The sequence below is a fragment of the Paenibacillus sp. MAEPY2 genome (assembly GCF_000499205.1).
GTDB lineage: Bacteria > Bacillota > Bacilli > Paenibacillales > Paenibacillaceae > Paenibacillus > Paenibacillus vandeheii.
Map to the genome: position 1 here is coordinate 83309 of NZ_AWUK01000012.1, position 24427 is coordinate 107735.

The window sequence follows — 24427 nt, forward strand, 5'->3', positions numbered from 1 at the left end:
CGTATCCGTTGAATTTAGAGAGGATGATAGAAGTGACGTCAACTATACCACTATGGGACCATGCAGCACCTTATGCGGCCAAGGGCCATGAGGATGAAATGCCCCATCTGATTCCATTTATTCAGCCAGGTTCCGAGAGCGCTGTCATTATATGTCCGGGTGGGGGCTATGGATTTTTGGCCGACCACGAAGGAGCTCCAATCGCTGAATTGCTGAACCGTGCGGGAATTAGTGCATTTGTGCTGAAGTACCGCGTGGCGCCTCACCAGCACCCGGCACCAATGACAGATGGTCAGCGTGCGATTCGATATGTACGCGCTCATGCCGAGCAATTTGGCATTCAGCCTTCCAAAATTGCGGTGCTTGGTTTCTCGGCGGGGGGGCATCTTACAGCCACGTTGGGAACTTTGTATGACGAGGGTCAACCAGATCATGAAGATCCTATTGAACGAGAGAGTTCACGCCCGGATCGGGTAATTCTTTGTTATCCGGTAATTACGATGGAATCCTATGGACATGCCGGTTCTCGTGAAAATTTGCTTGGGTCAGATGCGACTGCCGAACAGATCAAGGCCTTCAGTGCAGAGCAGCAGGTGAAAGCCGACGCCCCTGAAGCATTTATTTGGCATACGAGTGATGATCAGGCGGTCCCGGTGGAAAACAGTTTGCGTTATGCGCTTGCCCTGGGTGCGCATGGCATTCCCTATGATTTGCATGTTTTCGAAAAAGGTTCACATGGTCTGGGATTGGCAGAGGATAACCATGCCGTTCGTGCCTGGTCTGACCTGTGCCTGACCTGGCTTAAAAATCAAGGGTGGTAATCTTGCAGCTGGCTGAGCTCTGTCTTTCCTGATTATGAAATATGAATAAAAGTGATCTCACCTATTTTAACGCTTATGAGAGCGAAGGAGAAAACGACAATGAAATTGCAAAAGAATGATAAGCTGCTTTTTATCGGAGATTCGATCACAGATTGTGGCCGTGAACATCCTGTAGGTGAGGGCAGTTCTGGATTGGGGCATGGCTATGTGGCACAAGTGTATGCCCTGCTGCGTTCCATCTACCCGGAATTGATGTTGCGGATTCAAAATGTGGGTAATAGTGGGAATACGATCCGTGATTTGAAGCAGCGCTGGGACCGTGATGTGCTTGATCTCAAACCGGACTGGCTAACCATCATGATCGGGATTAATGATGTATGGCGTCAATTTGACAATCCACTATCTACAGATTCGCATGTTTTCCTGGAGGAGTATGAATCTACACTGCGTGAACTGGTTGCTTCTGTTCGTCCGGGGTTGAAAGGACTTGTTCTAATGTCTCCTTATTATTTGGAAGCCAACCCGGAAGATCCGATGCGGGCTACGATGGACATATACGGGGAAGCTGTTCGCAGAGTAGCCGCTGAATATGATGCCATTTTCGTGGATACACAGGCTGCATTTACACCGTTTTGGGATCATTTCTATACGTCCGTGCTGACGTATGATCGGGTTCATCCCGATGCAACAGGCCATATGGTTCTTTCCAAAGCATTCCTGGATGCCATTGATTTCGAATGGTCAGGCGGCGTCAAATCATAAAAAGGATGTGATGGCATGAGCAACTTGAACATTGCAGTACATACCCCGGCCTTGCTGGGCGAAGGTCCAAGCTGGGATGCAGAACACAATCGGTTATTATGGGTGGATATTGAAGGGTATAAGGTACACGTATATGATCCTACTACAGGTGAAGATCAGGCCTATGATGTTGGCGAGCATGTAGGTGCGGTTGTTCCATTCCATGGTGATGAGGTTGTCGTCGCTTTGCGCAGTGGCTTCCACACCTATAACCTGCTCACGGGAGAGCTGCAGCCGATTGAGGATCCTGAAACAGGCAAGGACAATAACCGTTTCAATGACGGGAAGTGTGACTCGCTTGGACGCTTCTGGGCAGGGACGATGAGCTTGAAGAACGAAAGCAAGACGGGGGCATTTTATTGTCTGGAGGAAGGAAAGCCTGTTCGAACGATGTTCAGGGATGTGTCCACGTCCAATGGATTGGGCTGGAGTCCGGATCAGCAAACGATGTATTACATTGATACGCCGACACGTTCTGTTGATCGATTTGATTTTGATCTTGCTGCTGGAGAACTTACGAACCGGACAAGTGCTATTGCTATCCCGGAGGAATTTGGCTTTCCGGATGGAATGACTGTAGATGGTGAGGGAATGCTGTGGATTGCCCATTGGGGCGGAGGAAGAGTTACACGCTGGAATCCGCATACGGCAGAGCTGCTGCAACAGATTGAGATACCTGCGGATCAGGTGACATCCTGTTGTTTCGGAGGACCGGATTTGGAGGATTTGTATATTACGACTGCCCGGATTGGTATTAGTGAAGAGCGGCTGCTAGAGACGCCGAATGCAGGATCTCTATTTGTAGTCAGACCGGGTGTGAAAGGGCAGAAAACCTACGCGTTTGGCAATGTAATACAGTCGGATAGCAAATAAATGAAGGAACGAACGTGTTACTGGGAGTGTGTTTTTCTTATATACAATGGTATGTCAATGGAGAAGGGTGCTGGATCAAACAGCAGCCTTCTTTGTGTTTGTGAAAGCGATATACTGAAAAAAATTAAAAAAAATAGAATTAAAGCAGAAGGGGTTTTTTAATGGTCATCGAATGTTATGTATTGAAAGTCTAATCAATCTAAACTTAGACGGATAAGAAGTCTTGGTTCGCCAAAAAAGATTCACGGCGGGCCAAGGCTTCTTATTTTGTCGAAATATAGTGTACACTAAAGAGAGTTTCCATTGATAAAACGTTCGTTTTGAGATATAAAAAGAAGTACAAAACTTTAAGATAAATGTAACCGCTAACACGGGAAGGCTATTCTATCCGATATATGATGGTATAACCTGTAGACATAGAAGAAAGATTAGACGAGGGGGTCAAGGGTCATGAACCGGTTGTGCAAGGTGCTGATTGTTGACGATGAGTTTCTTGTAAGGCAAGGCATAAAGCACCATATGAACTGGGAAGCTGAAGGTTTTCAGATTGTAGGTGAAGCTTCCAATGGAGAAGAAGGACTTGAGCAGGTACAGTCATTACAGCCGGATATTGTCATTACGGACATCGTAATGCCTGTGATGGATGGGGAAACCTTTGTCCGGACGTTAAAAGCCAGCCATCCGCAGATTGAGGTTATTGTACTTAGCAGCTTCAGTGAGTTCGAATATGTACGTTCAACGCTCCAGAATGGAGCAGCAGACTATATATTGAAACCGAAACTGGATACCAATGAATTATTACAAGTGCTTCAACGTACCGCTGGCAAAATTCCGGAATTGCAATTTGAGCCTTCTCATGATGGGTGGAGGCTCGGGCAACTGATGGAAAAGATGCTGTCCGGTTTTACATTGGATGAGAGTAACGAGATGGATATCATTAGCGAGACGTTTCCTCACCGATGCTTTCGTTTACTCGTATATAAGCCGCAGGATACACAGGTACATGTGCACAAGCTGGATAACGAGCAGTTGGAGAACAGGTTACGGGATTTGCTCCCTGACGTAGAGTGTGCAATCGTTCCGGCCGAAGGCATGTCACCGGTGGTGCTCCTTAATGTAGACCCTTCGAAGGATGAATGGATGGTGCAGCAGATTAAGGAGTTGGCGAGCAAGAACAAGGAAGCCCAGGACGGATCTTGCTGGGTGCTGAGCGACAGCTTTTCTTCATTTGAAGAGATGGGAAACGTGTATCGAACGCGTCTGATCAAACTAATGGAGTATCGCTTTTATTATGAGGATCGCTCTATTCTGGTGTATGGCGAACTTCCGCCTCTCCACCCTGCGGGGTACCAGTTCAACGTGAACATGTTTTTGCAGCATGTGAAGCGAAATCGAACAGAAGCAGCAAGAGAATATTTGCAGGAGCATGCCCTTACGTTGGGAAGGGATTATATTGCAGATGTGTTCGAAATCAAGTCCTTCTTGGGCAACCTGATCTTTAACGTGTCCATCACCCTGGCAGATATGGATGTTCAGTCTGCTGCGCTGGAAGAGGGCAAATACGCCTATTTCAAACATGTGGATGGAGCTTCTAGTCTCAGGGAAGCCATGAATGTGCTGGATCAATTCATGACTGAGGTACAGGAATGTACTAGTGGAGAGGGCGGACGACGAAGTGATCCAAATATGAAAATGCTGCTGGAATATATGCATGAGCACTTTGATCAGCCGCTCGGGCTTGCCGAAGTAGCGAAGCATTTTCATTTTAATCCTTCGTACCTGTCCAGTTATTTCTCTTCACACAAAAAAGAAGGCTTTAACGAATATTTGAACAAAATTCGAATCGAAAAGGCAGAGGAACTTCTCCGGTCGGATGACGTCACCATTTCCGAAATTAGCAGTATGGTAGGGTATTCTGACCACAGCTACTTTTGCAAGGTGTTCAAAAAATTTACCGGACTGTCACCCAGCCGATACCGGCGAAAATTCTGGGCATAACGTCAGAAGGAAGAAATAAATGAAGAAATGGATGAACGCATTTTCCCGCCTCGGGCTTTTTCCGAAACTGTTCCTTGTTATGGTGGTCAGCATCATTCTTGTTTCCGTACTCATTCTATGGACATCGATTCATATGTCGACCAAGCTGTTTACCGAGACGTTCAGTATTACGAACTCCAAGGTACTTAGCCAGATCAAAACGAACTTTGAATCCTTTAACGATGCGATCGCAGCTGTATCCAATAATGTTAGCCAAAGCGGGGCAATCCGTGGTTATTTGTCTGAGGGGGAGGGTGACTCCCTCACGATGGCAAAATCCTATTATAATATGAGGGAAACGATGGACCGGATTCAGTCGATCACAGAGTCCTATGAAGTCGGTATTACGATTAGCGGTATTAATGGGCGTACGTATTCCACCGATCGGTCTCATCTTCGTTTATCAGCGGATGAATTGAAAGAACAGCCGATAACGCTGGAAGCAGCGGCAAGTCCGAATCGGATCATTTTTGACGACTATCAGACGAATGATGAGACTGCCGGGCAGATGATTTCAGCGACCAAGGCCTTGACGGATCGTGCCGAAAATCGACTCTACGGTACATTGTATGTGACTATGAGAGAGAACGCATTTCGTCAGTTCTATAGCAGTTTCACGAGCCGAGGCAACGATGTGGTTATCCTGAATGATGCAGGTGAGATTGTATCGTCCAATCGGGAAGAGTGGATCGGTACCACACAACTTGAAATGCTGACCTATGCCAGAGAAATGAATAATAACGAAACTGCAAAAGGGTTAAATGCGCGAGTCATGGATCAGGACAGTGTAGTATTGTCCGAGTACTTGCCATTTTACCGTTTTTATATCATAAACGTCGTCGACAAGGATCTCGCAATGGGGCAGCTGATTGATATGAAGACGGTTGCTCTGATTTGCGCTGGCATTGTGGCTGCTGCCCTCATACTGGTATTTCTAATTACGAATCAAATCACCAAATCACTGCGCAGACTCGTGAAGCAAATGTCCAATATTACTAAAAGTGATCTGGACAACTATATTCCGGTCAGCGGAAGTTATGAGAGCCGACAGCTAGGTCATGCCTATAACTACATGCTGGATGAGCTGCATGACTATGTGGATCAACTGGTACTTACACAGCGAGAGCAGCGAAACGCTGAGCTGGCGGCGCTGCAAAGCCAGATTAATCCTCATTTTTTATACAACACTCTGGCTTCCGTTAAAGTTCTAGTGCAGCAGGGGAACAAGGACAGGGCAGCCGAAACCATTAATGCGCTAATCTCTTTATTACAAAATACGATTAGTAACGTGAGTGAGACAATAACGGTAGAGCAAGAAGTCGAAAATCTGAAAAACTATGTATTCATTAATCACGTCCGATACGGAGGACGCATTAAAGCGGCCTTTTACGTAGCTCCGGACTGTACGCATTATCATGTGCCCAAGCTGGTGATTCAGCCCTTTATTGAGAATGCCTTCTTCCATGGATTCATTTCCAAGGAAACAGGCACCATTCATGTAATGGTCTCCAGAGCCGGAGAGTCATTAATATGCGAGATTATGGATAACGGTGACGGAATCGAAGGATTCTCCATGGGTGAGTCGCTGCCCAATCCGAAGAATAATCGGCAGTTGTTCAGCGGTATCGGTATACGGAATGTACATGACCGCATAGAGCTGTTGTACGGGGCACCTTATGGTGTAACGATAATGAGCAAACCGGGAGAGGGGACAAGGGTTACCGTTACACTCCCGTTGATTACGAGCTAAACAATAGGGCTTAAGTGAAAGCAAGGACGTTATTTAAGTGAAAGCAGCTTCAATAGGAGGCCTTCCTGTTTTGTCAATGACAACACGGGAGGGTCTTTTTGGTGCGAAGCCTGACTTGGAAAATATTTGGATCAAAAAAGTACAAAATCAAAAGAAATTACAATAAAACAAATTTAATGCAAGCGGTTTCTGTAAAGGTTTTCATTGTGGCAATAAGATGACAAATCCACACAAAATTATTACTAACGAATGAAGATTTGGGAATGATAAGATGATTATATCGAAAGCAAACGCTTTCAGAGAACGTAAACAATTTACAAACAAAGAGGTTAAGGGGAGTTGAATGGTTTGAAAAAAATGTGGGTATTGATGCTCGTAACTGTTCTGTTATTGTCTGCATGTTCTTCCGGTGGTGGAGGAAATACAGCAAGTGAAGGTGAAAAAACCGCCAATGAAATTACGATTTGGGCTTGGGACAAGGCGTTTAACGTAGCTGCAATGGAAGCAGCAAAAGAAGCATATCAGAAGGAAAATCCTGATCTGAAAATTAACATCGTTGAGTATGCTCAAGATGCTATTATTCAGAAGCTGAACACCGGCCTGAATTCTGGAACAAGCAGTGGTCTTCCTAACATTGTTCTGATTGAGGACTATCGGTCACAAAGCTTTTTGAGTGCATATCCTGATGCGTTTAAAGATATGTCCTCTACAATTAAAGCTTCCGATTTCGCAGAGTACAAACTGGGACCTACGGCTTTTGATGGTAAACAGTACGGTGTTCCGTTTGACTCCGGTGTAACAGGTCTCTACTACAGAACTGATCTGCTGGAGCAAGCAGGCTACAAAGCAGCTGACCTTCAGGACATCACATGGGATGATTACATCAAAATCGGTAAAGATGTAAAAGCCAAAACAGGCAAAGATCTCATCACACTTGATCCCAACGATTTGGGTCTGATCCGCATGATGATCCAATCCGCAGGTTCATGGTATTCCAAGGAAGATGGAAAAACACCTGATCTGGCTGGCAATGCAGCCCTGAAAGAAGCTTTTGTAACCTACAAAGCAATGATGGATGCAAACATCGTTAAGCTGAACTCAGACTGGAGCCAATTCGTGGCAGCATTCAACAACGGTGATGTAGCTACAATTCCTACAGGAAACTGGATTACACCATCTGTTCGTCAAGAAGCATCCCAATCCGGCAAATGGGCGGTAGCACCGCTTCCTAAAATGGCTGGACAATCGAATTCTGTACATGCTTCCAACTTGGGTGGTAGCTCATGGTACGTCATGAACAATGTTGCTGGTGCAGACCAAGCTGCTGATTTCATGGGTAAAACATTCGGTTCTGACAAACAATTGTATCAAGATTTGCTGAACAACATTGGTGCGATCGGTACGTACAAACCGGCAGCAGAAGGCGAAGCATTTGATAAAGCCGATGAGTTCTTCGGCGGACAAAAAGTATTTGCTGATTTTGCAAAATGGACACAAGAAATTCCTAGCGTAAACTACGGTATCAACACATATGCCATCGAGGACATTCTGGTTGTTGAAATGCAGAACTTCCTGAACGGTAAAGCGATTGATGACGTTCTAGCTGATGCACAGAAACAAGCTGAAACACAATTACACTAAGATGATCCACGGTAACTTATAGAACCCAAGGAAGCATCGGAGCCGTTCCACTGTCTGGCGCAAGCAATAGCCGACCCGGACATGGTGGAAGGCTCCCTGGGTTCTATCTATGTTGCACGGGAGAGAGAGGAGCCATACTGTGAAAGCCATGAATACAGGAGACAGTCTCCAAAAGAAAAATAATTTGACTGGATGGGCTTTTATTTCGCTCGCTGTTATCGGGATCGTTGCATTTTACTTCTATCCGATGCTGCAAGCGCTGCTCTTATCGTTCAAGTCTGGTGTAGGAGCCAATCTTGAATTTACGGGCCTTGATAATTATAAACGATTATTTAGTGACACCACGTTCCGCACTGCTGTTTCCAATACATTTCTGTACTTGATCATTCAAGTGCCTGTCATGATTATTCTCGGTTTGTTTATTTCCGTTTTGTTGAATGACAGTACGTTGCGCTTCCGCAGCTTTTTCCGTACTGCCATCTTTCTGCCGTGTGTAACCTCGCTGGTTGCTTACTCGGTTGTATTCAAATATCTGTTCTCTTCTGACGGAATGGTGAACCAATTCCTGATGAATCTGCACGTGATTGCTGAACCGATTCAATGGATCACTGACCCGTTCTGGGCTAAAATTACGATTATAATCGCTGTTACTTGGCGTTGGACCGGATATAACATGATTTTCTATCTGTCATCCCTTCAGAACATTGATCAGTCGATCTATGAAGCTGCACGGATTGATGGCGCGAATGCTTTCACGCAATTTTTCAAAATTACCGTTCCATTGCTCAAACCGATTATCCTGTTCACCTCCATTACATCGACGATTGGTACATTGCAAATTTTCGATGAAATTATGAACATCACCAAAGGTGGCCCGGGTAACGCGACGATGTCCATCTCCCAGTACATCTATAACCTTTCGTTCAAATATTCACCGGACTTCGGATATGCGGCAACCGTTTCGTATTCCATCGTGCTGATGATTATCGTATTGTCCATTATCCAGTTCAAAGTGGCAGGTGAGAGAAATGGCTAAAGCAAAAGCGAAACGTATATTCACGTATGTCTTCTTGTCCATCGTTGCATTTGTGTCCATCTTCCCGTTCTTCTGGATGCTCGTCAGTTCGACAAACGCTTCTGTAGATGTCACCAAAGGCAGATTGCTTCCCGGCTCATTTTTCCTTGATAACTTCAACAAATTGCTGGAGCAGACGAACCTGGTACAGGCTCTGGGGAATTCGGCGATCGTTTCAGTCATTTCCACACTCTTGGCACTGTTGATCGGTTCTCTTGCTGGTTATGGATTCGAAGTGTACCGGACGAAATCACGGGATATCGTATTTAACATTCTGTTGCTGTCCATGATGATTCCGTTCGCAGCGCTGATGGTTCCTTTATACCGAATGTTTGCTACGATTTCCGGATTTGCACCGTTTATTGGAATCAATACGATGGCTGCCGTTATTCTGCCAACCATCACAACAGCGTTCCTGATCTTCTTCTTCCGTCAGAACACCAAAATGTTCCCGAAAGAGATGCTTGAAGCAGGCCGGATTGATGGTTTGAGCGAAATTGGAATCTTCCTGAAGATCTACATGCCAACGATGAAAACAACATATGCAGCCGCTGCGATCATCACATTCATGAGCAGCTGGAATAACTACCTGTGGCCTCTCGTGGTGCTGCAAACGCCAGACCAACAGACGATTCCGCTGTTAATCTCGAACCTCGGTTCCAGTTATTCACCGGATTATGGTGTTATCATGACCGCCATCGTCATCGCGACATTACCGACAGCGCTTGTATTCTTCATTATGCAAAAACACTTTGTCGCGGGTATGGTAGGTTCCGTCAAGTAATTTCAAGTAATGCATCTTTTTAAAAGCGTCTGAATGGACGTCAATGCAGAAAAGAGAGGAGAGGACGCTTGAAATGGCGTGCCTCTGTCTTTCTGTTTGTTTCTGTTTGTTTCGTAAAAGGAAAATAAGGATTTGCACTGAATAAGTAATAAATATATTTGTTTCAAGAGGAGAGGGAGCCGAATGAAAGCAACACATGCAGATATCAACTGGCTGGGCGATGTGAGCGTATTTGAAGTAAACCGCCTCAACGCATACTCGGATCATCGTTATTACCGCACGATGGAAGAAGCGAAAGCATCCGGTGCAATGGCTATGCGCTACGACCTTAACGGAACATGGAAATTTAATTACGCCATCCGTCCGGATTGCCGTCCCGAAGCTTTTTACAAGCAGGACTTCTCCAGTGACGGTTGGGATGATATTGAAGTGCCGGGGCATATTCAGCTCCAAGGGTACGGTCAGATTCAATATGTAAATACGCAATACCCTTGGGATGGGTTAAACGATCTGCGTCCACCTGCATTACCTCAGGACCAGAATCCGGTAGGTAGTTATATTCGCACATTCCATTTACCTACAGACTGGCAGAACAGTCCGGTATACATTTCGTTTCAGGGTGTGGAATCTGCATTCTATGTATGGCTCAACGGACAATTTGTCGGGTATGGAGAAGACAGCTTCACGCCATCCGATTTTGATCTGACCCCCTTCCTTCAGGACGGAGAGAATAAACTGGCTGTGGAAGTGTATCAACGCAGCACAGGCAGCTGGCTGGAAGATCAGGACTTCTGGCGGTTCTCCGGCATTTTCAGAGATGTGTATCTGTATACTGTACCGGCTGCGCATATTCGGGATGTGCGGGTTGTAACGGATCTGGACAAGTCTTATACCAATGGTACGCTAAACGTTGATCTTAAGCTTGAAGGGAAAGCCGCTGCGGGGGCAAAAGTGGAGGCTGAACTACGGGATGCTGAAGGCAACACGGTGAAAACGTTTGGTGGTATTGAAGTTACCAATGGTCTAGCGAGTCTTCGTGAGGAGATTGGCAAAGTAAATCTGTGGAGCGCGGAACTTCCTTATTTATATCGATTGTACATTCGTGTATATGATGCAGCTGGTGAGTTGGTGGAGGTTGTGCCTCAGTCCGTTGGTTTCCGGACATTTGAAATGATTGATAAAGTGATGCACATCAATGGTAAACGTATTGTTTTCAAAGGGGTAAACCGTCATGAGTTCAATCCGCGCCGTGGACGCGCTGTAACCAAAGAAGACATGTTATGGGATGTTCGTACAATCAAACAAAATAATATGAACGCTGTTCGTACATCTCACTATCCAAACCAAAGCCTGTGGTATGAACTGTGTGACGAATACGGATTGTATGTAATAGATGAAATGAACCTGGAGACACATGGTTCGTGGCAGAAGCTCGGTGCAGTTGAGCCTTCATGGGTTATTCCTGGTGATAAACCGGAATGGCATGACATCGTTATGGATCGTGCAGTGTCGATGGTAGAGCGGGATAAAAATCATCCGTCCATTCTCATCTGGTCTTGTGGTAACGAGTCCCATGGTGGTGAAGTCATTTATAAAGTGTCTCAATACTTTAAAACAGCAGATCCGACTCGTCTCGTTCACTATGAAGGAGTCTTCCACGACCGTCGCTTTAACGAGACGAGTGACATGGAATCGCGCATGTATGCCAAACCGGCGGACATTGAGGAATTCCTTAACGCTAATCCGGAAAAACCTTATATCAGCTGTGAGTATATGCATGCCATGGGTAACTCCATTGGCGGTATGCATAAGTATACGGAACTGGAAGATAAATATCCGATGTACCAAGGCGGCTTCATTTGGGATTACATTGATCAGGCTATCTACAAAAAAGATCGTTACGGCAAGGAATTCCTAGCTTATGGTGGAGATTTCGGCGATCGTCCTTCGGACTATTCGTTCTGTGGCGACGGGATTGTGTACGCAGACCGTAAAGTGTCTGCCAAGATGCAGGAAGTGAAATTCCTGTACCAAAACATCAAGCTGTTCACCGATCGGGAAGGTGTGAAAATCGTTAACGGTAATTTGTTTGCGGACACGTCTGAATTCGAACTGGTATACAGTCTGGAGCATGAAGGTCACAAAGTGCTGCACGGAAAACTGGACGTTAACGTAGGCCCACAAAGCGAAACTATTGTGAAGCTTCCACTTAATCTGGAATCTCTTGCTGGTGGGGAATATGCAGTGAATGTCGCGTTTGTCTTAAAAGCGGCTACGCTGTGGGCGGAAAAAGGCGAAGAAGTTGCCTTTGGACAGTTTATATTTACTCAGGGCAAGTCGGAAACTGCGGTGTCGGATCTGAATCTGACAAATGAAATTCAGGTAGTAGAAGGGGACGTTAATATCGGGGTAAGGGTTGGGCAAACCCATGTCCTGTTCTCCAAAGCTTTCGGTACAATGGTATCTCTGAAGCTGTCAGGCCGCGAGACGATTGCTCAGCCTCCAGTGCCGTTGTTCTGGCGTGCGACCACCGATAATGATAAGGGTACTGCCATGGGCTTCGAGCTTGGGGCTTGGTATGCTGCAAGTCTGCTGCCTAGATGTGTGAATTGGAAAGCAGAACAAAACCCGAGTCACTATCGGATCGAATTCGCGTACAAGCTTAATATTTCCACAGATGTACAAGTAAAAGTGGCGTATACGGTGCTTACAGATGGTAGTGTACATGTGCATAATACGTATAAAGGAACGGCAGGTTTGCCAGATCTTCCGATTCACGCCCTTTCCTTCAAGACTTCGCCGGACTATGAAAACGTAGAATGGCTGGCGATGGGACCGGAAGAAAACTATGTGGACCGTGCATTTGGCGCACGACTGGGTATCCATAACAGCAAGGTAGCTGATACCGTCGCGCCATATCTTGTACCACAGGAGTCGGGCAACCGCACGGGTGTACGTTGGGCGAAATTGACCGACAACGCGGGACGTGGCTTCAAAATTGAATCTTCTGCAGCTCCAGTTGAGCTGAATGTGTCTCCATATACGGCATTTGAGCTTGAGAATGCACAACATTCGTATGAGCTACCTCCGGTGCATTATACGGTTGTAACGGTAGCCGGCAAACAAATGGGCGTAGGGGGCGACGATAGCTGGGGTGCACCGGTTCATCCGGAATACCGCATCGCTTCGGACAGCGAGCTGCAATTTGAATTTGTCATTCGTGCGCTGTAATAGGGCTATATAAGATGTAGCTAAAGGACAGAGGTCTCTGCAAGTTGGGGGCCTCTTTTTATTTCTTATGAGCTGATGGACAATGAAACCGCTACCTTACTTGTCTCGTACTGTACTGGACATGGATAGAAGGAGGGGCTTATTTTGAGTAGAAAAGCAAAGACAGGTGTATGGGTAACGATACTCGTCATATTAGGCATCATCGTGGGATGCTTCATCTGGTATTTCAACACGGCTTCAGGTGAACGTGCGCTGAAAACGATGCGGTCCAATAACTCCGGCGGTCTGGAACGCGTGGTTAAAGTCTACAGTGACTCGGGAGAGTTGATTCATACGTATGAAGGTAAGATTGATTTGCAGGATACAGAGTATGGGAATAAGGTACTTTTTGATCTGGATGGCAAGCGGATTGTGATCTATAACGCGACCGTGATAAGTGAAGAAAAGTAAATGGGGGGCGGTGTGGAGAGTTTAGACACGAGTATTCCGATGACACTCTTTCGCTCATCTGGTAAAATTAAGGAAATGAAGTTGAGTGAAGGAGGAGCAGATCTTGGGCAATGCTGCTTTGATCGTTTTCTTTGGCATTATAGGAATGGTGGTTTTTTATAGTTTGGTTGCCTATTTCTTAATACGGATCATTTCTAAAAAGGCATTCAAGCGTAATCTGGACAGATTTCAGATTATACAGATCATAAGCCTGTTGGCGATTGTCTTTATTGTTATTCAATCTGTCAGATACCAGTCATGGAATATGGCCTTTCCTGCATTGGGATTAATGATTCCACTGTTAAGTTTGAATTTATCCATTCGTAACAAAAAGAGAAGCAACTAAGTTGGGCTGAGTGGTAAAAGTAGCAGTTTTAGGATTTTTCACTCCTGTTAGATTGCATTGAAACACAAAAAGAAGCCCTCTTCTGAGAGTTTCTTTTTTTACGGGAGAGGAAAAAAGGTTAATCTTTGGTCATTTTCTCAGTTATAAAATGTAAGTTAGGCCCTGCGTAAAATAATAGGTCAGTGGGAAGATATGGATAAATATGATGTGAAAATGTATGATACTACTATTATTAATTTACCTCAGCCGATAACTGCTCAAGGTTGGAGACTGATGGCAAATTCAAACGTAATATTTGAATGGGCAGTCATTGAGGTAGATCTTGGAATTCAAGATAGTACAACACCTATAGAACCTGAGCAGCCTTCACAACCTGGACAACCAGCTGGAAAGCACGCTTTTCTTGTTGTGACGATGACAACTGGCTTGGTAAAAGAATACGATCTTCCAATGAGTGATGTGAATGCGTTCCTAAATTGGTACGATGCTCGTGATGCAGGAACTGGCCCAGCTAGATTCGCCATCAATAAATGTAGCAATTACAAAGGACCATTTAGTAAGCATACAGATTACGTGAAATTCGATAAGATTTTAACGTTTGAAGTAAGTGAGTATACAACCAATACGCACAAGCAATCAACAAAAACACTCCACCAATCAGACTTCCATTCAATACGGCCGACCAGTTGTAACGTTCTCCTTCTCCTCGTGACCCTTCAACTAATCCTATGGCAACAAAAGCGACTCCGAGTATTATTCCTACCCATGCGAGCATGCCAATAACGCCTTCCATCATACAAAAACCTCCTGACACCCAATCCGGTCCGAACAATTCACTCAGACAGGTTTAAAATCTAAGCCCACCTCTCCCATAACCTTAGAACATGCACCGTGTTCGCTGGTTGGTCCGCCCTAGTCAATGATGTGTTCCCGATCCTCTAAAACGTGCAACACCGCTACCCTTTCTTGTAAATCAAAATCATCCTTCAGTACCCTGTATGTATAATTCTCGATAGTATTTCTACGGTAGTTATTTCGAATAAAAAACTCCTGCTACTTAAGCAGGAGCGTCAATATCCTCAGTAGCTTTTCCGGGCTTTCTAGGGTAATCGCTAATTCGGATCAGATTTTCATCTCGACTCTCCCTTTTCAAAGGCGGACTCTTAAGTACCTTAGAGCATTCTCGGGCAACCTCACAGAACAGTGAGTTGGTGGTGAGATGAGTATATCACAGCTTTTTGAACAGGTATATTTTTGAAAGGGGAAAATTTCCTTATTATCAAGTGATGATGTTATGGGGGCAACAAAAGACTTGGATAATAATTGGCGCGATGAATTAACATCATACATTGAAGATTTTTTATACCTTCTAAAATGCTAAATTTGAATCATGGTGTGAATAAACCTGGAAGAAGCATCGTGTGAAATTATAGAAGTTTTCTTTTTATTGGGTGCATCAATTTTTGATGAAGAAAAATTATAGCCAGCAACACTTACAAAAAGTGTAATGAGTCATGGAGGGCTTACGAATAATGAATGAGCGGGCGACAAAGAGAATAAGACGAATACAACTCTAAAGTGAACGAGAATTCTTAATGTCATTTTCAATTAAGGTTATTACTATGAAAGTTAGTTCTGAGTTGAAAAAAATTGACGAGTTATTGGATACCTGCGCACAGGAGTTGAAGATTGCGGGATTAGAGCCGTCTACTGAGATAAATGTCTACCTTCATGCTAATCATTTCGTATGCTGGTGTAATGGGGACTTTGTTCTTAGGGCTACTCTAAGAGGCGGTAGCGAAAAACATTTATCATATTGTTTTAACAATATAAGGTCCAAATAGGCGCTTCTTGCCTATTTGAGTCAAGACCTTGCTGTATCAAGGTTTAAACAACAAAAAGAAGCCCTCTTTCGAGAGCTTCTTTTTCATGGGAGAGGAGAAACCGGACGAAGAGCTTATGGGGAAACGTAAGTCTTCTCCGCGGTTGTCTACGACACTTGTGATGTCGATAATTACAGGATGGCCTGGAAGTTTCCTTTTTATACATCTTCGTCAACAATTTGGTCAACAATTTTCTTGAGCGAAAGCAGACGGACTATTTTTCAAACTGAACCCGATTGTGGTACGATAGCTTTATCAATAAACTTACATAGAGAGAAAAGGTGACTCATCAGTGAGAGTGGTATCTGGGAGTGCGAAAGGCAGACCGCTGAAGGCTGTTCCTGGCACAGGAACGCGGCCGACCACCGACAAGGTGAAGGAAGCGTTGTTTAGTATGATTGGCCCTTATTTTGAGGGAGGTACAGCATTGGATCTGTTTGCAGGCAGTGGTGGTCTCGGTATTGAGGCGCTGAGCCGCGGCATGGACAAGGCTGTTTTTGTTGACTTGGAATCGAAGAGTATTGAAGTAATCCGTGCGAATCTGAAGGCAACCAAGCTGGAAGATCAGGCGGCTATATACCGGAATGATGCCAGTCGGGCATTGAAGGCGCTCGCCAAGCGAAGCACTCAATTTGATCTCGTATTTCTGGATCCGCCCTACCGTATGAAAAATGGGGATGAGTTAATGCTTACGATGCACGAGCTGGATCTGCTTGAACCGGAAGCGACCATCGTGCTTGAATATGAATCCAAATATAATTACCCTGAGCAATTCGGCCCGTTTGAACAAACGCGCAAGGCATTGTATGGGGAGACAGCTGTATCCATCTATCATTATGCACCTGCTCCAGCAACAGAAGATGGAGAACCTAGCACAGCGGAAGAGGAGGCTCCTCATGAGTGAAATGATACATCGTCAGGAACGAATTGCCGTATATCCAGGGAGTTTTGATCCCGTAACCATGGGCCATCTGGACATTATCGCCCGGGCGTCGAAGCAGTTTGATCGCGTCGTTGTGGCTGTATTGAATAATATGAGCAAAAATCCATTGTTTACGGTGGAAGAACGCAAGAGTCTCATTACGGAAGTCACGAGTCATCTGCCGAATGTGGAAGTGGACAGCTTCCGTGATCTGACGGCGAATTATGTACGGCAAAAAGATGCTCAGGTCATTGTCCGCGGCATTCGCTCGGTGACGGATTTTGAATATGAGCTGCAGTTGGCTTCCACCAACAGCAAGCTGAATCCGGATGCGGAAACCATCTTTATGATGACCAATCCAAAGTATTCTTATCTGAGCTCCAGCATCGTCAAGGAAATTGCCCACTACCACGGAGATGTCACCGATTTGGTCTCACCTGAAGTGGAAGCTGCGCTGCGTCAAAAAATTAGCGAGAAAAACGGCGGTTGAACCAGAAGGTCAGCCCGGACAGGCTGATCATGACGGTAAGCAGTAATGCCAAACCGACACAGGCAGCAGGAAAGCCGCGCCAGACAGCCTCGATGATGTCTGAGGTGTTCATGCCAACCAGGGATTGCTTGTTCAGAAATGGTGCCAAACGGTTGCCTGAAGTGGGCTGGAAAGTGGTCCAGACCTCGGAGCTGTAACGGCTGAATGGCAACCACAGCAGCAAACTGATGGAAAATGCAACCAACGCATGAAGCAGGCGGACTCCGGCAAAATACAACATGGACGTTGTGGCAAGTCCGGCAGATTTCAGCACAGCGGAGACTTGCAAAAGGGAGCACAGACCTCCCCAGCCAAGAACGGCTGCAAGCAAAGATATCAGGAGAACCGGTGTCAGTGGACTTTGACTCAAGTGATAGGTTCCAAGATGGAGCTCCAGCAGTGAGGGCCAAAAAGTAACGGAAGTATCCGGGGTGATATAGAGAGTGAGCAGCCGAACAAATACGGCAAACACAATCATATATCCTCCGGTCATCATTAACGTTTGTACAGCTTGGGAGACCGTGTCACCAAGCAATTTGCCGAACCCGCGCCCGTCACGTTCCTGGGCGTCGCGGGCTGCAAGCATCATCTGGGACCACAGACTACGCTTTGTGAGTGAAGCAGTGTGGCTCGCAGATGTGAGTTTTTTTGGATCGGAAGCAACCTTATTGCTTTCCAAATCAGCAGATGAAATGGCGATACGGGTACTTTTTGATTTCACAGGCAGAAGACGTACTCCGATCATGGTAGCGATCCAGCCGCTAACCCAGTGAACGATCAGAAGGAAATATCCGGCCGCAGGCTGGTGGAGAAAAGCTGCACCAATGACAAGTATAATCATCAGTGGATTGGCGAAATGAGCTGCTGCTGCAACAATACCCGCCTGTTTGGCGGTAATTTGTTGATCCTGCGCTAATCGGGATGCGGTATCCGCACCTGCTGGAAAGCCGCCGCACATGCCGACAGCAATAGCCAGTCCGGCTTTGCCTGGCAGGCGGAACCAGCGCTGCATCAAAGGTCCTAGCAAGACGCCAAGCGCGTGGGTGAAGCCGAAGGCAGTCAGCATTTGGGATAACATCAGGAATGGAAGCATGGCAGGAAAGATGATTTTCCACCAAATATCCAAACCTTGGATAGAGGCATCAAATGCATCCTTCGGAGATACGACTACTGCAACTACCAGCAATAAAGCGCCGGTACTCAGAAGTACTGTTCGTAACGGTCCAGAGCCCGTAACTTCGCTCTGCATTGTCATTGTTTCACCTCATATGGATAGTGCCGCATACACTCGGCCAGGATTGGTTGTGGACGGCCGAATGACGCCCGTGGGCGCTTCGGCCTTGACCGGATAGGCTACTGTAAACAGCGGCCTATCCGGCCTGTACCATTGTATGCAAAAGCATGAGAGTGTTAGACTTATAATTATTGAAAGATACGCAAAGAACGGGGGCTCATGCAATGAATCGGATTCGGAAATCTGGCGGATTCAGAGCTTCGATCTTTGTGATCGTGGTCGCTCTAGTCGTCTATGTTGCGGTATATATGCCAACGCCATATATCATTTATATGCCAGGCAGTGCCGATGAAGTAAAACCGTTGGTTACCGTGAAAGAGGGGGATAAGGAAGAACGCGGTGTGTTTATGATGACGACAGTGTCGGCAACATATGCCAATGTGTTTTTGCTAGGAACCTCTTTGTTTAATCGAAATGCACAAGTGGATAAAAAAGAAGATCGACTGCGCGGCAAAAGCGAGGCGGAATATTCTGCCGAACAGGTCTGGTTCATGAGTGATTCACAATCCTCGGCAATGGAGGCAGCTTATGAGCAGGCGGGAGTGAAATACTCGATCGTTCCTGAGCATATTTTTGTATTTGGACTGTCTGAAGATCCAAAACCTAAGGGAGATATTGAGCCCGGAGATATTATTTTGGGTGTAGACGGAACGGCAACTCCAGACAATACGGTGCTCTCTGAGCTGTTGAAAAACAAAAAGGTCGGAGATACGGTTGAGATGCAATTGGAGCGAGGTGGGGAGACCATCAGCCGTGATGTTCAACTGATTGAAGTGAAAGACAGCAAAACGGGTGAAACTCGACCTGCATTGGGTGTCATGATCGGTGCGGTACAGAAGGTCAAAGCAGAAGATCCGGATAAACAGATATCTTTCACGGATACTCAGGTAGGTGGCCCATCTGCCGGACTGATGTTCACCCTGGAGATTTACAATCAGTTGACCCCTGGAGATTTGACGAAAGGTCACCGGATTGCTGGCACAGGCACGATAAACAAAGAAGGTGTGGTTGGCGCAATTGGTGGCGTTGTACACAAAATTGTTGCGGCAGACCGGAAAGAAGCAGAAATTTTCTTTGTGCCGAAGGACAATTATAAGGAAGCTGAAGCCAAGGCTGAGCAGATTGGTACCAAAATGAAACTTGTCCCTGTTAGCACGGTGGATGACGCACTGGCTTATCTGAAAACCTTGTCCGTCAAATCATAAAACGATCATTATTCGTGAACCAGGATGGCTGAAAGAATACTTGAATAATGTGAAAACCCCCTATTGCAACGATGCTGAATCGGTGTGCAACAGGGGGTTTTTGGTTGAATAATCGATATCATATAACGAATCATTAACAGAGTGTGATCACTTTTATATCGGTACATCGGGATTGCATTAATTCAGTTGGAAATTGGAAAAATCTAGTGAGTTGATCCAATTGAACAATGATGTTGAGGGCTTCGAATGGTTATGTTCATTCCGCTATGGATATGAATGATTGTAAAGCTAGAGCCTCACAGGTGGTTCATAGTAGTCGCTGTACATGATGCGCGTATCGACGTGTTCGCAGGCGAGTGTGTATGCTGCCTGAGCTTGTACATCCAGCTCCAGCTGGTTATGGACAAAGGTCGATGGTTTCAGCAGCACAGGCAGAGAAGCTGTCTTTTTCATGTGTTTCAAGAGGCTCTGTCCTTGTGCATTAAACCCTAGCACCCGCAGATATCCTGGGCCTTCAGCCAGTTTCTCAGGTGAACACTTGGCCTTAGTATGGTTCAGCAGCAAATGGGTCAGCATGCGCTGCAGCTTTGTGCGTGTGTACCGTTTCGTCTTGAGCGCGTTCAGCAACGCTTCGACTGAAGGCTCCGGCAGCTGAGCAAGAGTCCGGCTCAGCCGGTGTTCGAGCCCTTCCGTGACCTCCGCGATCTGCTCCAGCTCGAAGGCACGGCGGGTGGCCGCGATGTGCAGCAGCGGCTGTGCAAAGCGCTCCCAGTGCACGGGAGCGCGCCCTTCCTGCCATTCGCGCCGCAGAATGGCAAGGGTTGCCGCCGGCACGTATGGCGCGGCGGCTTCGGGCCCGTCCGCCATCAGCAGGCGGCGGACGGCGGTTGCACTGGCGATCGCCCCCGGTCCGGGCGTCGCCTCGTGATACGCGGCACCGGTACGCGCCGCCGTAAAGGGCTTGATCGCGCTGCCTAGCCGTTCCAGCGCGATAAGGTAATGCAGCCCAAGCGAATTGTTGGGCTGCCCCAGCAGTGCAGCGGCGTCGTCCGCATCGACGCCGCCAGGCGCCAGTGCTGCCGCCGCACCTGCGTACGCGGCGGGGTAGCTGGCGCCTTCCCGCAGACGGCGCGCGATATCCTCGCGCAGCCCTGCGGGCTCCACAGCCAGCACGCGCGCAATGCGCTGCAGGCTGTCCAGGTCGCCGGACTCGCTGCCGAAGCAGAGCGAGTCCACAGCGCCGGTGCGGTGCAGCAGCGACACCGCACCAAAGGCGAACCACTCCGCCGGTTGTACAGCATAGGCAACCGGCAGTTCAATCACAAGATCGGCGCCAGCATGCAGCGCCATCTCGGTGCGTGCCCTTTTGCCCACGATGGCGGGTTCGCCGCGCTGGAGAAAAGGGCCGCTCATCACGGCCACAATAACGTCTGCTCCACTGAGCCGTCTTGCTTCACTCAGATGGTAGACATGTCCATTATGTAAAGGATTATATTCAACAATGACGCCAACGGCTTTCATATGGGAACGCGCTCCTTTCGGTAATAATACAATCGGAAAGAAATTTTTCACTTCCTGGCCCGATAACATACGAGCTCATCTTGTTCCATAATAGGGCATGGATATCCCTTTGTTCAAATCATGAAGCAATATAATAAAACGAAATAGACACGAATTCTTCTCATGGATAGAGCTCAAACCTGCTCACAAAATGCATGACTTGTAGTTTAGCCTATAGTAAGCCTATAATGTACCAGGGATTGAATGCGGTTCGGGATCTTCATTTTCTAAAGGGTGTAAAGTTAAAAGTGTTGACAAACGTCTTGAAAAATCGGTATAATGATTTTTGTTTGTTAAGTCAATTTCATAATACTTTTAACGATGATTCGTCAGAATACATACAGTCAGGAATATGATGTGTTGCAAGAGTCAGGCTTGACCTGTATAACTGTCGTAAGGCGTTTAACTTTAATTATGAGATTGGTTTCGTTTGGAGTGATGGGAAATGTTAATGCCATTTCGCAAAGTGGCTACCAGTGACCGACCCCTGCAGTTCAATGAACAGTGGGATATCAAGGAACTGGTTTCTAACCGACAGGATATCACAGCCGTTACCCCGCTGACTGCGGATTTATCTGCAGAGTACAGAGAGGGCGACGTTGTGGATGTTCATGGCAAACTGACAGCAGGAGTGGACATGTTATGCTCCCGATGTCTCAAGCCGATTAATGAACATTTTCATATTGATTTTCATGAGCAATTCAAGCAGGGGAAACAGCCAGAGGAATTGCCCGAAGATGACGATACTTTCTACGTGGATGGAGAGAGCGTTGATCTGAAAGGTTATGCCGAGGAAGCTTTTCTGCTGGATCTTCCGTTTATACCGCTATGCAGCGATACATGCAAAGGGTTATGCCCCAAGTGTGGCCATGAGCTGAACGAAGGTGACTGCGGTTGTGATAACCAAGTTATCGATCCGCGGCTTGCAGGGCTCAAGGATTTTTTTAAATGAGCATGAGTGAAAATCGAACATTGTAACAACTACCTGCAAAGGTTGATTTTGATAAGGAGGTGGGAATAATGGCAGTACCTCAACGGAGAACGTCCAAGACGCGTCGCGACAAACGTCGCACTCACTTTAAATTGGCTGTACCGGGCATGGTGAAATGTGAACAATGTGGCGAACTTAAACTTAGTCACCACGTGTGCAAAGTGTGCGGAACGTACAAAGCAAGAGAGATCATCTCTCAATAATAGCTAGACATCAAGTAGCACTTCATTTCGATGAGGTGCTACTTTTTTTAGACCATAACATCGCAAGATGGACCACTTCTACCTGTATTCTATCTCCTTGAATTGAATTCAAAAAAACGATTTTCATATTTTAGTAATGCACTGTACTGGCTGTGTTCGGGAGGGTGAAGCCAAGCTCCGCAAGGCAGGATTGTTTTTGTTCAGCCAGCCTTTCTTTTTGACACGGGATGAGATATACTATAGTTTAGTACCAGGTTCTAAGATTTGACGTTACATAAACATGAACCATGATTCGTGTGAGAACGACCCTGCTGAACAGGGATGCAACTATAGAAGCACGTGGAAGAATGTTGAACTGACCGGATGGGGCGGTTCCTTAAACGATACAGCGGGGGGTGTCAGGCATCGAACGTGTACCGAAGAGACAGAGGCAGCAGCAGTTGACCAAAATGATCGAAGACAACCCGTTTGTGACGGATCAGGAACTTACACGCCAATTGAAGGTGAGTATTCAGACGATTCGTCTCGACAGGCTTGAGCTTGGGATTCCCGAGCTGCGAGAGCGGATGAAGCTGATGGCCGAGCGTTCCTACGATCAGGTGCGCTCCTTGCCCCTGCATGAGATTATCGGTGATATTGTGGACCTGCAGCTGGACAAGAGCGGGATTTCATTGTTTGAAATAAAGGAAGAACATGTATTTTCAAGAACGGGCATCGCTCGGGGGCACTATGTCTTTGCACAGGCCAACTCCCTGGCAGTAGCCGTTATCAATGATGAGATCGCTTTGACGGCTTCAGCAGACATTCGTTTTGTCCGTTCGGTTCATTTGGGAGAGAAATGTATTGCGAAGGCATATGTGAGATCGATCCCGGGTCAAAAGGGTAAAGCGAAAGTCGAAGTTTTTACTTACGTGGGTGAAGAAATGGTGTTTCAAGGCAACTTTGTAATCTACCATTCAGGTGGAGAAGACAGCGTAGAAGGAGGTCATATGGAATGAAAATCGTCATTGATGCCATGGGAGGCGACAACGCACCTGCGGCAACAGTAGAAGGTGCGATCGCCGCAGCTACGGAATGGGCGGATACACAGATCGTTCTGGTCGGCGATGAAGCCAAGCTGGAACCTCTTCTGAGTAAGTCAGGCGCTAAACCTGCCAATCTGACGGTTCGGCATGCTTCCGAAGTGATTGGTTCGGATGATGAGCCAGTGAAGGCTGTCCGGCGCAAAAAGGATGCCTCCATGGTAGTCGCAGGTCGGATGTTGAAGGAAGGCGAAGCGGATGCCATGATCTCCGCGGGCAATACCGGAGCACTGATGACAGCCGGATTGCTTGTGGTCGGTCGTATGGAAGGCATTGAGCGCCCGGCACTTGCGCCCATGATTCCTACGATTGATGATGTGGGTGTACTAGCACTTGATCTCGGAGCGAATATGGATGCGAAACCGGAACACCTTGCACAATATGGTCTGATGGGCAGCTTGTATCGGCAAAAAGTGCAGGGAATTGCCTCGCCAAGAGTTGGCCTGCTCAATGTGGGAACGGAACCGGGTAAAGGGAATGAGTTGACCAAACATGCATATCCTTTGCTGGAGCAACTTCCGATTCGTTTTGTTGGTAACGTAGAGGCTCGTGACGTGCTAACAGGTGCGTGTGATGTGCTTGTGTGTGATGGGTTTGCCGGAAATATATTGCTGAAATCGCTTGAAGGCACAGCAGGTGCCATTTTCGCTCTGCTTAAGGAACAATTCTCATCATCTCTCAAAAGCAAACTGGCTGCTGCTGTGCTTATGCCTGAGCTACGTGGTTTGAAACGGAAACTGGATTATACCGAGCATGGTGGTGCACCGCTCCTCGGTTTGAGCAGACTTGTGGTGAAAAGCCATGGATCGGCTGACGGCAATGCCATCAAAAATGCTGTGCGCCAAGCACGGATTGCAGTACAGAACCAGCTGGTGGAGAGCATATCTAAGGAAATTAGCGGGAAGTGAGT

General features: G+C 46.6%; 21 protein-coding genes. 18 read left to right on the forward strand and 3 right to left on the reverse strand.

Translation table 11 applies throughout. The features are described 5' to 3' along the window. Positions 1 to 32 precede the first annotated feature (32 nt). The 11 genes from P364_RS0110855 to P364_RS0110910 all read left to right on the forward strand — a co-directional run bounded on the left by P364_RS0110855 (position 33) and on the right by P364_RS0110910 (position 13848). A complete protein-coding gene (locus P364_RS0110855) occupies positions 33 to 821 on the forward strand; it encodes an alpha/beta hydrolase (protein WP_024630152.1) in 789 nt (262 codons plus the stop codon). A 99-nt stretch (positions 822 to 920) separates the two neighbouring features. Further along, a complete protein-coding gene (locus P364_RS0110860; RefSeq protein ID WP_024630153.1) occupies positions 921 to 1583 on the forward strand; it encodes an SGNH/GDSL hydrolase family protein in 663 nt (220 codons plus the stop codon). 15 nt (positions 1584 to 1598) lie between these two features. After that, the gene (locus P364_RS0110865; RefSeq protein ID WP_024630154.1) at positions 1599 to 2495 is read left to right on the forward strand and encodes an SMP-30/gluconolactonase/LRE family protein; all 897 of its coding nucleotides are present in this window, start codon (positions 1599 to 1601) and stop codon (positions 2493 to 2495) included. Positions 2496 to 2945: 450 nt separating this feature from the next. Then, positions 2946 to 4493, forward strand: a complete 1548-nt coding sequence (locus P364_RS0110870) for a response regulator transcription factor (protein ID WP_024630155.1) — start codon at positions 2946 to 2948, stop codon at positions 4491 to 4493. Between the two features lie 19 nt (positions 4494 to 4512). Beyond that, on the forward strand, positions 4513 to 6282 hold the full coding sequence (locus P364_RS0110875) for a cache domain-containing sensor histidine kinase (protein WP_024630156.1): 1770 nt from the start codon (positions 4513 to 4515) through the stop codon (positions 6280 to 6282). Between the two features lie 348 nt (positions 6283 to 6630). Beyond that, complete coding sequence (locus P364_RS0110885) at positions 6631 to 7923, forward strand: ABC transporter substrate-binding protein (protein WP_024630157.1); 1293 nt, start codon at positions 6631 to 6633, stop codon at positions 7921 to 7923. A gap of 148 nt (positions 7924 to 8071) precedes the next feature. After that, positions 8072 to 8959 carry a carbohydrate ABC transporter permease gene (locus P364_RS0110890; protein ID WP_024630158.1) on the forward strand — a complete coding sequence of 296 codons (888 nt, stop codon included), beginning with the start codon at positions 8072 to 8074 and terminating at the stop codon, positions 8957 to 8959. Continuing rightward, a complete protein-coding gene (locus tag P364_RS0110895) occupies positions 8952 to 9782 on the forward strand; it encodes a carbohydrate ABC transporter permease (RefSeq protein WP_024630159.1) in 831 nt (276 codons plus the stop codon). Before P364_RS0110890 ends, P364_RS0110895 begins: the two co-directional genes overlap by 8 nt. Positions 9783 to 9965: 183 nt before the next feature. Continuing rightward, positions 9966 to 13013: a glycoside hydrolase family 2 TIM barrel-domain containing protein gene (locus P364_RS0110900; RefSeq protein WP_024630160.1), complete on the forward strand. Its 3048-nt coding sequence runs from the start codon at positions 9966 to 9968 to the stop codon at positions 13011 to 13013. Between the two features lie 144 nt (positions 13014 to 13157). Then, positions 13158 to 13463 carry a hypothetical protein gene (locus P364_RS0110905; protein ID WP_024630161.1) on the forward strand — a complete coding sequence of 102 codons (306 nt, stop codon included), beginning with the start codon at positions 13158 to 13160 and terminating at the stop codon, positions 13461 to 13463. 103 nt (positions 13464 to 13566) lie between these two features. Beyond that, entirely contained in the window at positions 13567 to 13848 is a 282-nt protein-coding gene (locus tag P364_RS0110910; protein ID WP_024630162.1) for a hypothetical protein, read from the forward strand. Between the two features lie 553 nt (positions 13849 to 14401). Here the strand turns inward: P364_RS0110910 and P364_RS37320 are convergent. Further along, complete coding sequence (locus P364_RS37320; protein WP_152532695.1) at positions 14402 to 14644, reverse strand: hypothetical protein; 243 nt, start codon at positions 14642 to 14644, stop codon at positions 14402 to 14404. A gap of 1379 nt (positions 14645 to 16023) precedes the next feature. On the opposite strand from P364_RS37320, the gene rsmD reads away from it, so the two are divergent. Together rsmD and coaD are read left to right on the forward strand one after the other, a co-directional pair. Next, positions 16024 to 16635, forward strand: a complete 612-nt coding sequence (gene rsmD / locus P364_RS0110925) for a 16S rRNA (guanine(966)-N(2))-methyltransferase RsmD (RefSeq protein ID WP_024630165.1) — start codon at positions 16024 to 16026, stop codon at positions 16633 to 16635. 1 nt (position 16636) lies between these two features. Then, positions 16637 to 17143 carry a pantetheine-phosphate adenylyltransferase gene (gene coaD / locus P364_RS0110930; RefSeq protein WP_094936495.1) on the forward strand — a complete coding sequence of 169 codons (507 nt, stop codon included), beginning with the start codon at positions 16637 to 16639 and terminating at the stop codon, positions 17141 to 17143. Here the strand turns inward: coaD and P364_RS0110935 are convergent. Next, positions 17121 to 18437 (reverse strand): nucleoside recognition domain-containing protein, encoded by a 1317-nt coding sequence (locus P364_RS0110935; protein ID WP_036665183.1) that lies wholly within the window; start codon positions 18435 to 18437, stop codon positions 17121 to 17123. The genes coaD and P364_RS0110935 overlap by 23 nt on opposite strands. A gap of 203 nt (positions 18438 to 18640) precedes the next feature. Between P364_RS0110935 and P364_RS0110940 the strand changes: the two genes are divergently transcribed. Next, a complete protein-coding gene (locus tag P364_RS0110940; RefSeq protein WP_024630168.1) occupies positions 18641 to 19681 on the forward strand; it encodes a SepM family pheromone-processing serine protease in 1041 nt (346 codons plus the stop codon). Between the two features lie 288 nt (positions 19682 to 19969). Here the strand turns inward: P364_RS0110940 and P364_RS0110945 are convergent, their stop codons facing one another. Further along, positions 19970 to 21202: a nucleotidyltransferase gene (locus P364_RS0110945; RefSeq protein ID WP_024630169.1), complete on the reverse strand. Its 1233-nt coding sequence runs from the start codon at positions 21200 to 21202 to the stop codon at positions 19970 to 19972. A 484-nt stretch (positions 21203 to 21686) separates the two neighbouring features. Here P364_RS0110945 and P364_RS0110950 point away from each other — a divergent pair, with 484 nt between their 5' ends. The 4 genes from P364_RS0110950 (at position 21687) to plsX (ending at position 24425) form a co-directional block, all read left to right on the forward strand. After that, positions 21687 to 22193: a YceD family protein gene (locus P364_RS0110950; RefSeq protein WP_024630170.1), complete on the forward strand. Its 507-nt coding sequence runs from the start codon at positions 21687 to 21689 to the stop codon at positions 22191 to 22193. Positions 22194 to 22261: 68 nt separating this feature from the next. Beyond that, positions 22262 to 22435 carry a 50S ribosomal protein L32 gene (rpmF, locus tag P364_RS0110955; protein WP_017689233.1) on the forward strand — a complete coding sequence of 58 codons (174 nt, stop codon included), beginning with the start codon at positions 22262 to 22264 and terminating at the stop codon, positions 22433 to 22435. A 449-nt stretch (positions 22436 to 22884) separates the two neighbouring features. Continuing rightward, positions 22885 to 23433 (forward strand): transcription factor FapR, encoded by a 549-nt coding sequence (gene fapR, locus P364_RS0110960; RefSeq protein ID WP_052016600.1) that lies wholly within the window; start codon positions 22885 to 22887, stop codon positions 23431 to 23433. Beyond that, the gene (gene plsX, locus P364_RS0110965; protein WP_024630172.1) at positions 23430 to 24425 is read left to right on the forward strand and encodes a phosphate acyltransferase PlsX; all 996 of its coding nucleotides are present in this window, start codon (positions 23430 to 23432) and stop codon (positions 24423 to 24425) included. The genes fapR and plsX overlap by 4 nt, the downstream gene beginning before the upstream one ends. Positions 24426 to 24427: the final 2 nt, after the last annotated feature.

What these genes read in the sequence shown, in the direction of transcription:
- plsX (WP_024630172.1), top strand. Translation starts at nt 23,430, where the DNA reads ATGAAAATCGTCATTGATGCCATGGGAGGCGACAACGCACCTGCGGCA.
- P364_RS0110865 (WP_024630154.1), top strand. Translation starts at nt 1,599, where the DNA reads ATGAGCAACTTGAACATTGCAGTACATACCCCGGCCTTGCTGGGCGAA.
- P364_RS0110895 (WP_024630159.1), top strand. Translation starts at nt 8,952, where the DNA reads ATGGCTAAAGCAAAAGCGAAACGTATATTCACGTATGTCTTCTTGTCC.
- P364_RS0110945 (WP_024630169.1), bottom strand. Translation starts at nt 21,202, where the DNA reads ATGAAAGCCGTTGGCGTCATTGTTGAATATAATCCTTTACATAATGGA.
- P364_RS0110860 (WP_024630153.1), top strand. Translation starts at nt 921, where the DNA reads ATGAAATTGCAAAAGAATGATAAGCTGCTTTTTATCGGAGATTCGATC.
- rpmF (WP_017689233.1), top strand. Translation starts at nt 22,262, where the DNA reads ATGGCAGTACCTCAACGGAGAACGTCCAAGACGCGTCGCGACAAACGT.
- P364_RS0110875 (WP_024630156.1), top strand. Translation starts at nt 4,513, where the DNA reads ATGAAGAAATGGATGAACGCATTTTCCCGCCTCGGGCTTTTTCCGAAA.
- P364_RS0110900 (WP_024630160.1), top strand. Translation starts at nt 9,966, where the DNA reads ATGAAAGCAACACATGCAGATATCAACTGGCTGGGCGATGTGAGCGTA.
- P364_RS37320 (WP_152532695.1), bottom strand. Translation starts at nt 14,644, where the DNA reads ATGATGGAAGGCGTTATTGGCATGCTCGCATGGGTAGGAATAATACTC.
- coaD (WP_094936495.1), top strand. Translation starts at nt 16,637, where the DNA reads ATGATACATCGTCAGGAACGAATTGCCGTATATCCAGGGAGTTTTGAT.
- P364_RS0110890 (WP_024630158.1), top strand. Translation starts at nt 8,072, where the DNA reads ATGAATACAGGAGACAGTCTCCAAAAGAAAAATAATTTGACTGGATGG.
- P364_RS0110870 (WP_024630155.1), top strand. Translation starts at nt 2,946, where the DNA reads ATGAACCGGTTGTGCAAGGTGCTGATTGTTGACGATGAGTTTCTTGTA.
- P364_RS0110950 (WP_024630170.1), top strand. Translation starts at nt 21,687, where the DNA reads ATGTTAATGCCATTTCGCAAAGTGGCTACCAGTGACCGACCCCTGCAG.
- P364_RS0110935 (WP_036665183.1), bottom strand. Translation starts at nt 18,437, where the DNA reads ATGACAATGCAGAGCGAAGTTACGGGCTCTGGACCGTTACGAACAGTA.
- fapR (WP_052016600.1), top strand. Translation starts at nt 22,885, where the DNA reads ATGATCGAAGACAACCCGTTTGTGACGGATCAGGAACTTACACGCCAA.
- P364_RS0110940 (WP_024630168.1), top strand. Translation starts at nt 18,641, where the DNA reads ATGAATCGGATTCGGAAATCTGGCGGATTCAGAGCTTCGATCTTTGTG.